Here is a 13,610-nt window from a genome sequence, read left to right as displayed (position 1 = left end):
GGGGCGTCAGGCCTATCCCGTACGCTCAGGCGCAAATGATAGCGACACTTGCGCACCTTGAATCACCCCGTCGTCTTCCCTGTTGCCCAGGTCGATGCGGGCGCCATGCTCGTCTGCGATTTTCTTGACCACGGCCAGGCCCAGGCCGGTGCCTCGCACCTTGGTCGTGACGTAGGGCTCGAAGGCCCGTTGAAGGATGTTGGCGGCGAAGCCCGTGCCGCTGTCACTGATGCTCAGGCGCACGCGGCGCGCGGACTCGTTCCAGCGCGTCTCTATGGTCACGGGGCCGGGGGGCTGGCCGCTTTCCTGCGCGCGCTGGGCCGTGGCGTCCTGGGCATTCTGCAAAAGATTGTGAATGACCTGGCGCAGCTGCTGGCCATCGCCGGAAATCGGCGGGCATTGCGGGTCCAGCACGCAGTCCACGCGCACTTCGGCATTCTCTTCCCCATACAGCTGGAGCACATCGGTGACCAGCGCGTTGAGGTCCAGCGACTGCAGGTTGGCGGCGGGAAGGCGCGCGTAGTCGCGGAATTCATCGACCAGGCGCTTCATGGCGCCGACCTGATCGACGATGGTCTTGACGGACTTGGCCAGCAGCGCCTGCTCTGCAGGCTGCAGCTTGTCGGTCAGCCGCATGGCCATGCGCTCGGCCGACAGCTGGATGGGCGTGAGCGGGTTCTTGATCTCGTGGGCCACGCGGCGCGCCACCTCGCCCCAGGCCTGGGCACGCTGGGCCGAGACGATTTCCGAGATGTCGTCGAAGACCAGCAGGCGCTGCGCATCGGGCAGTTCCGCACCGCGCATGACCAGGGTGGTGGTGTGCTGGATGACGCCGCCATCGGTGGAGGCATGCAGCTCATGCACCAGTTGCCAGCGATCGCGCCCCTGCTCGCCCAGGAAGAGCGCGAACTGCTCCTGTACGACCTCGCCGAACTGCTCCAGCCCCGGCACCTGGGACAGCAGCCGGCCTTCATGGACGGCCATGGGCGCGCGCAATATGCGCGTGGCGCCGGGATTGCTCAGCACGATGGCGCCCCGCGCGTCCAGCACGATGACGCCCGAGGTGAGGTTGTCGAGGATGGTCTGCAGGTTGCCGCGTGCAGCATCGAGCTGGCCCATGCTGCGGTTGGCTTCGGCGCGGGCGTCAGCCAGTTGCTGGGTCATGAGCGCAAAGGAGCGCGTGAGCCCGCCGATCTCGTCGCGCGTCTGCAGCGCGGGCTTGGGCCGCAGGTCGCCGCGCGCCACGTCGCGCATGCCCTGGGCCAGCAGCAGCAGCGGCCTGGCCAGCTGGTTGCCCAGCACGATGGCCAGCACCACGGCGCCGAAGACGGCCAGGAACAGGCTGAGCGTGAGCGTGCCTATGTACATGCGCTGCAGGCCACCGCGTGCCAGCGCGCGCTCCTGGTATTCGCGGTTGGCTGCCTGCACGGCCAGGGCATTGGTCACCAGGGCCTGCGGCAGTGCAATGGTGGCCTGCAGGTAGCGCGGCTCGGTCAGCAGGCCCACGCTGGGGTTGGGCACCAGGGCCAGGGTGCGGACCTGGGCGCCGGGCGCGGTGGCGCCGGGTTGGGCCATGCCGTCGTCGTCCAGGCCTTCAATGCTGGCCACGGCGCGCTGCTCGCGCAGCGAGCGCAGCATTTGCGCGCTGGGGCGTTCGGGCTGCAGGTTGAAGCGCGACTGGCCCACGCTGGCGATGGCGCGCAGGCCAGCAAGGTCGCCACCGCGGGTGGTCTGCGTCGGGCCCATGACGGCAAGCTCCGATGCACTCCACAGCACGACATCGGTGGCACCCAACTGGTCGCGCACGCGCTCCAGGATCAGCGCGGCGCCGGCATCGGAGACCTGGGACAGCTGGGCGCCTGCGGTGCGCGTGTTGTTGGCCATGTCATTGGCCACGGTCTCCAGCGTGGCACTGGCCAGGCTGACGCCGGCCGACAGCGCGCCCTCGACCTGCACATCGAACCAGCTTTCGATGGAGCGCGAGACGAACTGGTAGGAGACGATGTAGATCAGCAGGCCCGGCACCAGGCCCACCAGCGTGAAGATGCCGGCCAGCTTGAGCAGCAGGCGGCTGCCGAACCGCCCGCGCTGCAGCCGGATGGCCAGGCGGATGCCGCCCCAGGCCAGGATGGCCAGCAGCAGGCCGGCCACGACCACGTTGGCGGCGAACAGCCAGTTGTAGTTGCGCTCGTAGTCCAGGCGGTTGTTGGTGGCCAGGGTGAGCAGGAACAGCAGCAGCACGCCGACCAGGCCCATGAGGCCGGCGCCCACGCCCACGGCCCAGCGCGTGCCGCGCGACAGGCCGGCCGAGGCCGGCAGGGCCACGCGTTCGTCGTCGGCCGAGGCCCTGCTCATGGGGCGTCTTCCAGCATCTGGGTGCGCGACAGCTGCAGGTTCCAGCCCGAGCGGCCCAGCGCGCCGATCTGCAGCGGCCTGGGCAGCTGGGACAGGTCGATGCGAAAGCGCAGTTGCACCGATACGCCCGATTGCGTGGGTGCCGTGTCCATGATCTTCCAGCGCGAGATGCGCTGCATGGAGGCCAGCGCATCGTCCAGGCTTTCGAAGGTCTGGCCCAGTGCCAGCCCCAGGCCGCTGCTGGAGAATGGGGTGCTGGAGATGTGCAGGCGCCAGCGGCGCGTCAGCGGCTGGTGGCTGAGGCGGTAGTGGCGGCTGGCGGTGGCCAGTTGCTGATCGGACCAGTACCAGCGCTCGCGCTGGATCTGGGCATCGGCCACGAAGTACATGGGGATGCCCTGGCGCAGCGCATCGTCGATCTGGTAGGGCAGCTCGAAATGGAGGTTGGCCGACAGCAGCAGGCCGTCGTCGGAGCGATCGAGCTGCATGGGGCCGATCTCGGCCGTCAGGGCTTCGGCCCTGGCCTGCAGGCCCAGGCCCGCCAGCACGCCGGCCAGCAAAAGCGCCCCGGCCAGCCGCGCCAGCAGGCGCAGCCAGGCTGGCGACCAGGCCCGATGGGGGGGGTCAGCGCGTCTTTTGCAGCAAGGCGTAGAAGAAACCGTCGTGGTCACCCAAAGCATTGTCAGCCAGCATGCCGGCTTTGTCGGCTTTGCCCGGGATTAAATGCCCCGGTGCCGCCAGGGTTCGCGCCTCACTGTTGCGTGTAACAAACGCTTGAACCTGGGCCTCGCCCTCTTCCCTGAAGACCGAGCAGGTGCAGTAGAGCAGGCGCCCACCGGGCTGCAGCAGGGGCCACAGGGTGTCGAGCAGGCGCGCCTGGATCTCGGCCAGCTGGCGCACATCGCTTTCGCGGCGCAGCCAGCGCACGTCGGGCTGGCGCCGCACGATGCCCGAGGCCGTGCAGGGCGCGTCCAGCAAGATGGCGTCGAACCGCTGGCCGCCGCATTGCGCATCGAACCACTGGTCGGGCCGGGATGCGTCGGCCACCACCACACGGGCCTGCAGGCGCAGCCGCCCCAGCGTGTCCGCAATGCGCGCGGCGCGCTCGGCATCTATCTCCAGCGCCGTGACCTCCAGGGTCTGCGGTGCTGCGTACTCCAGCAGGTGGGCCGTCTTGCCGCCCGGGGCGGCGCAGGCATCGAGCACACGCAGCGCGCGGCCGGCGGGCTGCTCCAGCCCCTGCAGCAGCAGCGGCGCGGCCAGTTGCGCGGCCGCATCCTGCACCGAGGCCAGGCCTTCGTCGAAGCCCGGCAGGGATTGCACCGGCAGGGCCTGCTGCAGTTGCAGGCCGCTGTCGGCCACGGCCAGGGAAGGCACGTCCATGGCCTGCAGCGCTGCCTGGTAGGACTGGCGGTCCGTTTGTTGGCGGTTGACGCGCAGCGTCATCGGCGGCTGTTCATTGTTGGCCTGCAGGATGGCTTGCCAATGATCGGGATGGTCCTTGCGCAGGCGGGCGATCCACCAGGCCGGGTGGTTCCAGACGGCCTGCGGCTGGTCGTCGGTGGCGGCGACCAGGGCATCGCGCTCGCGCAGGAAGCGGCGCAGGCAGGCATTGATGAAGCCGGACTGGGCGCGCGTCGGCCCCTGCTTGGCAGCCTCCACCGTCTGGTTGACCAGGGTGAATGGCGGGTACGGTGCCCGGGACTCATCCCAGGCCAGGGCCAGGGCCGTGTTCAGCAATGCGCTGACGCGCGGCGGCGGGTTGCGCGAGGCCAGCTGCTTTTGCAGCGCCTGGGCACGGCCCAACTGGCGAAGCACCTGGAACAGCAGCGCCTGGACGCCGGGGCGCAGCGGCTGAGCCACGCGCGCCAGCACGCTGCGGCTGGACTGGCCTTCAAGCACGGACTGCAGGCATTGGGCAACGGCGTCGAGCTGCTGCCAAAGAGGAGGTGCGGCAGGTGCCTGCGAGGGCGCCGCAGCGCGGCGCGGGGAAGAATGCGTGCGTTGGTTCATGTTCCACTTTCCTGTGCCTTGCTGGCGACAGGCTCGACCAGCAGGCTGCGCACCGGGCGAAAGCCCAGCAGCCAGGCCAGCAGCCTGGCCGGATATTGCGCAATGGCGGCGTTGTAGCGCTCGGCCGCGGCGTTGAATTGCTGCAGTCCCAGGCGGTTGCGCACCTGGTGCTCGGTCCAGCGCTGCTGCCAGGGTTGCAGCGGATCGGGGTCCGGCGATGGGGCATCTGATGGCGCAGCGCCAGTGCCAGCGGCGCCGGCGCCGGTATCAACGGCGACCTTGGTCATGGCCTGCCAGGCCACGTCCAGCGCCGAGCAGGCGTGCTCCAACGAGGCCAGCGCGGTCTCGCGCAGCGGCCGGCCACGGGCATCGACCAGAGCCGCCTGCAGCTGTGCGGCAGTCTGGTGCAGTGCGGCCTGGGCATGCACAAGGGCGGGGCTTTGGCCTTCGGCCTTGGGCTGGGCCTCGAAGGCCTGCAGCATGGCATGCCACTGGCCCAGGTGCGCATCGAGCGCTCCGAACTGCTGCACGCAGCCGCTGCGCAGCCGGGCCAGCCGGTTGTATGCGCCAACGGCCCAGAACACGAGCAGTGCCAGCAGCATCCATTCAAGAGACAAGGACCACATCGTCTGCAATGGCCCGGCCGGAGGCTGGTCCGGCCGAACTCTGGTTATTCCCAAAGAAAAACGCTCCCGCCTGCGCTGGGCAGGCCGGGAGCGTCACGTCACTTCAAGGGCTCGCTTGACGCTCGCCCGAGTGCATCAGTCGGCGGAAGCGTCACCGGCGACAGACACTGCAGCAGTGTCGTCATCGGCCATCACACCGGCCAGTTCGGCCGCTTCGGCGTCGGCGATAGCGCGGCGCTCTGCGTCGTCCATGGCGTCCTTGGCCTTGCGTGCCTGGTGGTAGGCCAGACCCGTACCGGCGGGGATCAGGCGACCCACGATGACGTTTTCCTTCAGGCCACGCAGCTCGTCGCGCTTGCCCATGATGGCAGCCTCGGTGAGCACGCGGGTCGTTTCCTGGAACGACGCGGCGGAGATGAAGGAGTCGGTCGACAGCGAAGCCTTGGTAATACCCAGCAGCACGTTGGAGTACGTGGCGGGGATCTTGCCTTCGCGCTGCAGGGCCTCGTTGGTATTGAGGATTTCCGAACGCTCGACCTGCTCGCCAGCGATGTAGGTCGAATCACCGGTGTTCTCGACCACGACGCGGCGCAGCATCTGGCGAACGATCACCTCGATGTGCTTGTCATTGATCTTCACACCCTGCAGACGGTAGACGTCCTGCACTTCATCAACGATGTAGCGCGACAGCTCCTCGATGCCCAGCAGGCGCAGGATGTCCTGCGGATCGGCCGGGCCGTCGACGATGGACTCGCCCTTGTTGACCACCTGGCCTTCGTGCACCAGGATGTTCTTTTCCTTGGGCACGAGCTCTTCCCAGACCTTGCCATCCAGATCGGTGATCTGCATGCGCACCTTGCCCTTGGTTTCCTTGCCGAAGGAGATGGTGCCGGTCATCTCGGCCAGCGTGCCCTTGTCCTTGGGCGTACGGGCTTCGAACAGCTCGGCCACACGGGGCAGACCGCCGGTAATGTCGCGGGTCTTCTGGCCTTCGACAGGGATACGGGCCAGCACTTCGCCGGGGCCCACGTCCTGGCCGTCACGCACCTGGATCAGAGCGCCGACCTGGAAGCCGATCGTCACCGAGTGGTCGGTGCCGGGGATCTTGACTTCCTGGTTGTTGGCATCGATCAGCTTGACCTGAGGACGCACGACCTTGGCAGAGCCACGGCGCTTGGGATCGATCACCACCAGCGTGGACAGGCCGGTCACTTCGTCGACCTGCTTGGCCACGGTCAGGCCCTCTTCCACATTCTCGAAGCGCACCTGGCCGGCGTACTCGGTAATGATGGGTCGGGTCAGCGGATCCCAGTTGGCCAGGATCAGACCGGCCTTGACCTGCTGGTCGGGCCTGACGGTCAGCACGGCACCGTAAGGCACCTTGTGGCGCTCACGCTCGCGGCCGTTGTCGCTGATGACGATTTCGCCCGAACGCGAAATCACGACCAGCTCACCCTTGGTGTTGCTGACGTAACGCATCGTGCTGTTGAAGCTGATGGCGCCGTTGGACTTGGCTTCCACGCTCGATGCGATGGCAGCGCGCGAAGCGGCACCACCGATGTGGAAGGTACGCATGGTCAGCTGCGTGCCGGGCTCGCCGATGGACTGGGCGGCGATCACACCCACGGCTTCGCCGAGGTTGATCTGGCCGCCGCGGCCCAGGTCGCGGCCGTAGCACTTGGCGCACAGGCCGTAGCGGGTTTCGCAGTTCAGCGCGGTGCGGACCTTGATCTCGTCCACGCCTTGCAACTCGAGTTCATCGATCCCGTCTTCATTGAGCAGCGTGCCTGCGGGCAGCAGGACGGCCAGCGTCTCGGGATGCACGACGTCCTCGGCCGTGGTACGGCCCAGCACGCGGTCGCGCAGCGACTCGATCACTTCACCGCCTTCGACGATGGCGCGCATCAGTGCGCCATTGGTCGTGCCGCAATCGTCCTCGTTGACCACCAGATCCTGCGTCACGTCCACCAGACGACGCGTCAGGTAGCCGGAGTTGGCCGTCTTCAACGCCGTGTCGGCCAGACCCTTTCGGGCGCCGTGGGTGGAGATGAAGTACTGCAGAACGTTCAGGCCTTCACGGAAGTTCGCCGTAATGGGCGTCTCGATGATGGAGCCGTCAGGCTTGGCCATCAGGCCACGCATGCCGGCCAGCTGGCGGATCTGCGCGGCCGAGCCGCGGGCGCCGGAGTCGGCCATCATGTAAATGGCGTTGAACGATTCCTGCTCGACTTCGTTGCCGTGGCGGTCGATGACCTTTTCCTTGGCAAGCTGGGCCATCATGACCTTGGAGACTTCGTCGCCGGCCTTGCCCCAGATGTCCACCACCTTGTTGTAGCGCTCGCCAGCGGTCACGAGACCGGAGACGTACTGCTGTTCGATCTCCTTCACCTCGGCTTCGGCACGGCCGATGATCTCGGCCTTTTGCGGCGGCACCAGCATGTCGCCGATGGCGATCGAGATACCGGCGTGCGTGGACAGGCGGAAGCCGTTTTGCAGCAGCTTGTCGGCAAACACCACCGTGGCCTTGAGACCGCACTTGCGGAACGAGGCGTTGATGAGCTTGGAGATTTCCTTCTTCTTGAGCGCCTTGTTCATGTGGCTGAACGGCAGGCCCTTGGGAAGGATCTCGGACATCAGGGCGCGGCCCACGGTGGTTTCCACCAGGCTGGTCGAAGGCTCGAACTCGCCGGAGTCCTTGTTCTTGGTCCACTCGGTCAGACGCACGCTGATCTTGGCGGCCAGTTCGACCTGGTCGGAGTCCAGCGCGCGCTGCACTTCACCGATGTCGGCGAAGATCATGCCTTCGCCCTTGCCGTTGATGCGCTCGCGCGTTGCGTGGTACAGACCCAGCACCACGTCCTGCGAAGGAACGATGGAGGGCTCGCCCGATGCGGGGAACAGCACGTTGTTGGAGGCCAGCATCAGCGTGCGGGCTTCCATCTGTGCTTCCACCGACAGCGGAACGTGGACAGCCATCTGGTCACCGTCGAAGTCGGCGTTGAAGGCCGCGCAGACGAGCGGGTGCAGCTGGATGGCCTTGCCTTCGATCAGGATGGGCTCGAAGGCCTGGATGCCCAGTCGGTGCAGCGTGGGAGCACGGTTCAGCATGACCGGGTGCTCCTTGATGACCTCTTCGAGGATGTCCCACACCACGGGCGTGCCGGATTCCACTTCCTTCTTCGCCGCCTTGATGGTGGTGGCGATGCCGCGCTGCTCGAGCTGCGCGAAGATGAAGGGCTTGAACAGTTCCAGCGCCATCAGCTTGGGCAGACCGCACTGGTGCAGCTTGAGGTACGGACCCACCGTGATCACGGAACGGCCCGAATAGTCCACGCGCTTGCCCAGCAAGTTCTGGCGGAAACGACCGCTCTTGCCCTTGATCATGTCGGCCAGCGACTTCAGGGCACGCTTGTTGGCGCCCGTCATGGCCTTGCCACGGCGGCCGTTGTCCAGCAGCGAGTCCACCGCTTCCTGCAGCATGCGCTTTTCGTTGCGCGCGATGATTTCCGGAGCCTTCAGCTCCAGCAGGCGGCGCAGACGCGAGTTGCGGTTGATGACGCGGCGATACAGGTCGTTCAGGTCGGACGTCGCGAAGCGGCCGCCGTCCAGCGGCACCAGCGGACGCAGGTCCGGGGGCAGCACGGGCAGCACTTCCATGACCATCCAGCCCGGCTTGATGCCGGACTTCTTGAACGCTTCCAGCAGCTTCAGGCGCTTGGCGTTCTTCTTGACCTTGACTTCGGAGCCGGTCAGATCGCCACGCAGGCGCTCGGTCTCGACGTCGATGTCGATGCCTTCGAGCAGGTCCTTGATGCCTTCGGCGCCCATCTTGGCTTCGAACTCGTCACCGTATTCGGTGCGCTTGGCCTCGTAATCGTCCTCGGTCATGATGCTGAACTTCTTCAGCGGGGTCATGCCGGGGTCGGTCACCACGTAGGCTTCGAAGTACAGCACGCGCTCGATGTCGCGCAGCGTCATGTCGAGCACCAGGCCCAGACGCGACGGCAGCGACTTCAGGAACCAGATGTGGGCGCAGGGCGCAGCCAGGTCGATGTGGCCCATGCGCTCGCGGCGCACCTTGGTCTGGGTCACTTCGACGCCGCACTTCTCGCAGATCACACCGCGGTGCTTGAGGCGCTTGTACTTGCCGCACAGGCACTCGTAGTCCTTGATGGGGCCAAAGATCTTGGCGCAGAACAGACCATCGCGCTCGGGCTTGAACGTGCGGTAGTTGATGGTCTCGGGCTTCTTCACCTCGCCGAAGGACCAGGAACGGATCTTCTCGGGAGAAGCCAGACCGATCTTGATGGCATCGAAATGCTCATCAGGCGTGAATTGCTTGAACAGGTCGAGTAGAGATTTCATAAGACTCTTTCCCTTTTCAATATTTAAGAACGCTCAAGCTCGATGTCGAGGCCCAGGGAGCGGATTTCCTTGACCAGCACGTTGAACGACTCGGGCATGCCTGCCTCGATGGCGTGCTCGCCCTTGACGATGGATTCGTACACCTTGGTACGGCCCACCACGTCGTCGGACTTCACGGTCAGCATTTCCTGCAGCACATAGGCGGCGCCGTAAGCTTCCAGCGCCCACACTTCCATTTCCCCGAAACGCTGGCCACCGAACTGGGCCTTGCCGCCCAGCGGCTGCTGCGTCACCAGAGAGTACGGACCCGTGGAGCGGGCGTGCATCTTGTCGTCGACCAAGTGGTGCAGCTTCAGGTAGTGCATGTAGCCGATGGTGGTCGGACGCTCGAAGCGGTCGCCGGTGCGGCCGTCATACAGGTAGGCCTGCGTGCGCGACTCGGTCAGCCCCTTGCGCTGGGCCAGTTCCTCCGGATATGCCAGATGCAGCATGTCCTGGATTTCCTGCTCGGACGCACCATCGAACACCGGCGTGGCAAACGGCACGCCCGTGGTCAGCGCCTGCGCCATGGACACGATCTCCTTGTCGTCGAGCTGCGTCAGGTCTTCCTTGCGGCCGCGCGAGTTGTAGATCTCTTCCATGAAGGTACGGATCTCGGCAGCGCGGGCTTCCTGCTGCAGCATGTCGCCGATGCGCTGGCCCAGGCCCTTGCCGGCCCAGCCCAGATGCACTTCCAGCACCTGGCCGATGTTCATACGCGAAGGCACGCCCAGCGGGTTCAGCACGATGTCGGCAGTGGAGCCGTCGGCCATGTAGGGCATGTCCTCGACCGGAACGATCTTGGAGACCACACCCTTGTTGCCGTGGCGGCCGGCCATCTTGTCGCCGGGTTGCAGGCGGCGCTTGACGGCCAGGTAGACCTTGACCATCTTGAGCACGCCAGCGGGCAGCTCGTCGCCCTGGGTGAGCTTCTTGCGCTTTTCTTCAAAAGCCAGGTCGAAGCTGTGGCGCGTCTGCTCCAGCGAGTTCTTGATGGACTCGAGCTGGGTGGCGACTTCGTCCTCTGCAGGACGGATGTCGAACCAGTGGAACTTCTCCACGCCATCCAGGTAGGCCTTGTCGATCTTGGCGCCCTTGGCCAGCTTCTGCGGGCCGCCGTTGGCCACGCGGCCATTGAGCAGCTTTTCGATACGGTCGAAGGCGTCGGCTTCGACGATGCGCAGCTGGTCGTTCAGGTCCAGGCGGTAGCGCTTGAGTTCATCGTCGATGATCTGCTGGGCGCGCTTGTCACGCTGGATGCCTTCACGGGTGAAGACCTGCACGTCGATCACGGTGCCTTGCGAGCCCTGGTCCACGCGCAGCGAGGTGTCCTTCACGTCGGAAGCCTTCTCGCCGAAGATGGCGCGCAGCAGCTTCTCTTCAGGCGTCAGCGTGGTCTCGCCCTTGGGCGTGACCTTGCCGACCAGCACATCGCCGGGCTGCACTTCCGCACCCACGTAGATGATGCCGGACTCGTCCAGGCGGTTGAGCTGCTGCTCGGACAGGTTCGGGATGTCGCGCGTGATTTCCTCGGCACCGAGCTTGGTGTCGCGGGCCATCACCACGAGTTCTTCGATGTGGATCGAGGTGTAGCGGTCTTCGGCCACCACGCGCTCGTTGATCAGGATCGAATCCTCGAAGTTGTAGCCGTTCCAGGGCATGAAGGCGATCAGCATGTTCTGACCGATGGCGATTTCGCCCAGGTCGGTCGATGCGCCGTCGGCCACCACGTCACCCTTGGCCAGCTTGTCGCCACGCTTGACGATGGGACGCTGGTGGATGTTGGTGTTCTGGTTGGAACGCTGGTACTTGATGAGGTTGTAGATGTCCACGCCGACTTCGCCGGCCACGGCTTCCGCATCGTTCACGCGGACCACTATGCGCGTTGCATCGACATAGTCCACGATACCGCCGCGGGTTGCCGTCACCACGGTGCCGGAGTCCACTGCCGCCACGCGCTCGATGCCCGTGCCCACCATGGGCTTTTCGGGACGCAGCACAGGCACGGCCTGACGCGACATGTTGGCGCCCATCAATGCGCGGTTCGCGTCATCGTGTTCCAGGAACGGAATCAGCGAGGCTGCCACCGACACGATCTGTGCGGGCGACACGTCCATGTACTGAACGCGCTCGGCCGACACCAGGGTCGAATCACCCTTTTCGCGCGCCGACACCAGGTCGCCGATCAGGCGGCCTTCGGCATCCAGCTCGGCATTGGCCTGGGCGATGATGTACTTGCCTTCCTCGATGGCCGACAGGTAGTCGATCTCCATCGTGACCTTGCCGTCAGCCACGCGACGGTACGGCGTCTCGATGAAGCCGTATTCGTTCAGGCGGGCGTACAGGGCCAGCGAGTTGATCAAGCCGATGTTCGGGCCTTCAGGCGTTTCGATAGGGCAGACGCGGCCGTAGTGGGTCACGTGCACGTCGCGCACTTCGAAGCCTGCACGCTCGCGGGTCAGACCGCCCGGGCCCAGGGCCGAGACGCGACGCTTGTGCGTGATTTCGGCCAGAGGGTTGGTCTGGTCCATGAACTGCGACAGCTGCGACGCACCGAAGAATTCCTTCAGGGCGGCCGAAATCGGCTTGCTGTTGATCAGGTCATGGGGCATCAGCGGCTCTTGCTCGGCCTGGCCCAGACGCTCCTTCACAGCCTTCTCGATACGTGCCAGGCCCGTGCGGTACTGGTTCTCGGCCAGTTCGCCCACGCAACGCACGCGGCGGTTGCCCAGGTGGTCGATATCGTCGACTTCGCCCTTGCCATTGCGCAGATCCACCAGAATCTTGACCACGGCCAGGATGTCCTCGTTGGACAGCACCATGGGGCCGGTGGCGCCATCGCGGCCGACCTTGGCGTTGAACTTCATGCGGCCCACGCGCGACAGGTCGTAGGTGTCGGCGTTGTAGAACAGGCGCTGGAACAGGGCCTGCACGGCGTCTTCGGTCGGCGGCTCGCCGGGGCGCATCATGCGGTAGATGGCCACGCGTGCAGCGAACTCATCCACGGTTTCGTCGGTGCGCAGGGTCTGCGAGATGTAGGCGCCCTGGTCCAGCTCATTCGTGTAGATGCACTGCAGATCCTGGATGCCGGCGCTGCGCAGCTTCTTGAGCAGGGACTCGGTCAGCTCTTCATTGGCCTTGGCGATGATCTCGCCCGTGTCCGGATCGACGATGTTCTTGGCGACCACGCGGCCGATCAGGAAATCTTCGGGGACGCTGATGAACTTGGTGCCCGACTGCTCCAGCTCGCGGGTGTGGCGAGCGGTGACGCGCTTGTCCTTGGCGACCACGACCTTGCCCGACTTGTCGGTGATGTCGAAGCGCGCGACTTCGCCGCGCAGGCGCTCGGAGACGAACTCCATCTGCGCGCCCGAATCCATGAGGCGGAAGTTGTCGTTGACGAAGAAGTTGGCCAGGATCGATTCCGGCGTCAGGCCGATGGCCTTCAGCAGAATGGACACGGGCATCTTGCGGCGACGGTCGACGCGGAAGAACAGCAGGTCCTTGGGGTCGAACTCGAAGTCCAGCCACGAGCCGCGGTAAGGAATGATGCGTGCCGAGAACAGCAGCTTGCCCGAGCTGTGGGTCTTGCCCTTGTCGTGCTCGAAGAACACGCCAGGCGAGCGGTGCAGCTGCGAGACGATGACACGCTCGGTGCCGTTGATGATGAACGAGCCCTTTTCGGTCATCAGGGGCACTTCGCCCATGTAGACCTCTTGCTCCTTGACTTCCTTGACCACCTTGGACTGCGAGGTCGAAGACTCACGGTCATAGATGATCAACTGGACCTTGGCGCGCACGGCGGAGGCGAACGTCAGACCACGGGTCTGGCACTCGCGCACATCGAAAGCAGGCTTGGCGAGGTTGTACTCGACGAACTTCATCTCCACAAAACCGTTGTGGGAGACGATGGGGAAGGCGGAGTTGAAGGCCGCTTGCAGGCCTTCGATGGTGCGTTTTTTGGGGGCTACATCTGACTGCAAGAATGCGGTATATGCATCTTTTTGCATCTGCAGCAGGTAAGGCACTTCGAGCACGCTGTCGCGGCTCCCGAAGCTTTTGCGGATTCGCTTGCGTTCGGTGTAAGAATAGGCCATGAGATCTCCGGGCAAAGACATGAGTCCTGGGTCTGCGACGACTGCCCCACATGGAAAGCTCCCTGCGGGCTTGGCGGTTGGCCACTACCAACCATGGCTGACGGCGATGCGTTGC

The 13,610-nt window shown here is 65.3% G+C and carries 6 protein-coding genes; all 6 read right to left on the bottom strand.

Features of this window, described 5'->3' with window-relative positions; translation table 11 throughout:
• Window positions 1–12: 12 nt before the first annotated feature.
• The 6 genes from CLV01_RS02655 to rpoB all read right to left on the bottom strand — a co-directional run bounded on the left by CLV01_RS02655 (window position 13) and on the right by rpoB (window position 13,495).
• Window positions 13–2,355, bottom strand: coding sequence for a sensor histidine kinase (locus tag CLV01_RS02655; protein WP_043824543.1), 2,343 nt, complete (start codon window positions 2,353–2,355; stop codon window positions 13–15).
• Complete coding sequence (locus tag CLV01_RS02650) at window positions 2,352–3,035, bottom strand: DUF4390 domain-containing protein (RefSeq protein WP_013800276.1); 684 nt, start codon at window positions 3,033–3,035, stop codon at window positions 2,352–2,354. The genes CLV01_RS02655 and CLV01_RS02650 overlap by 4 nt, the downstream gene beginning before the upstream one ends.
• Complete coding sequence (gene rsmB, locus CLV01_RS02645; RefSeq protein ID WP_012202445.1) at window positions 2,980–4,368, bottom strand: 16S rRNA (cytosine(967)-C(5))-methyltransferase RsmB; 1,389 nt, start codon at window positions 4,366–4,368, stop codon at window positions 2,980–2,982. The genes CLV01_RS02650 and rsmB overlap by 56 nt, the downstream gene beginning before the upstream one ends.
• Window positions 4,365–4,994, bottom strand: coding sequence for a LemA protein (locus CLV01_RS02640; protein ID WP_034397916.1), 630 nt, complete (start codon window positions 4,992–4,994; stop codon window positions 4,365–4,367). The genes rsmB and CLV01_RS02640 overlap by 4 nt, the downstream gene beginning before the upstream one ends.
• Window positions 4,995–5,129: 135 nt before the next feature.
• The gene (gene rpoC, locus CLV01_RS02635) at window positions 5,130–9,359 is read right to left on the bottom strand and encodes a DNA-directed RNA polymerase subunit beta' (RefSeq protein WP_065346886.1); all 4,230 of its coding nucleotides are present in this window, start codon (window positions 9,357–9,359) and stop codon (window positions 5,130–5,132) included.
• A 23-nt stretch (window positions 9,360–9,382) separates the two neighbouring features.
• Window positions 9,383–13,495 carry a DNA-directed RNA polymerase subunit beta gene (gene rpoB / locus CLV01_RS02630; RefSeq protein ID WP_013800272.1) on the bottom strand — a complete coding sequence of 1,371 codons (4,113 nt, stop codon included), beginning with the start codon at window positions 13,493–13,495 and terminating at the stop codon, window positions 9,383–9,385.
• Between the last annotated feature and the right edge of the window lie 115 nt (window positions 13,496–13,610).

This window comes from Delftia sp. 60, assembly GCF_002754395.1.
Taxonomy (GTDB): Bacteria; Pseudomonadota; Gammaproteobacteria; order Burkholderiales; family Burkholderiaceae_C; genus Comamonas; species Comamonas acidovorans.
This window is presented reverse-complemented; position numbering and strand designations above follow the sequence as displayed.

What these genes read in the sequence shown, in the direction of transcription:
- CLV01_RS02655 (WP_043824543.1), bottom strand. Translation starts at nt 2,355, where the DNA reads ATGAGCAGGGCCTCGGCCGACGACGAACGCGTGGCCCTGCCGGCCTCG.
- CLV01_RS02650 (WP_013800276.1), bottom strand. Translation starts at nt 3,035, where the DNA reads ATGCTTTGGGTGACCACGACGGTTTCTTCTACGCCTTGCTGCAAAAGA.
- rsmB (WP_012202445.1), bottom strand. Translation starts at nt 4,368, where the DNA reads ATGAACCAACGCACGCATTCTTCCCCGCGCCGCGCTGCGGCGCCCTCG.
- CLV01_RS02640 (WP_034397916.1), bottom strand. Translation starts at nt 4,994, where the DNA reads ATGTGGTCCTTGTCTCTTGAATGGATGCTGCTGGCACTGCTCGTGTTC.
- rpoC (WP_065346886.1), bottom strand. Translation starts at nt 9,359, where the DNA reads ATGAAATCTCTACTCGACCTGTTCAAGCAATTCACGCCTGATGAGCAT.
- rpoB (WP_013800272.1), bottom strand. Translation starts at nt 13,495, where the DNA reads ATGGCCTATTCTTACACCGAACGCAAGCGAATCCGCAAAAGCTTCGGG.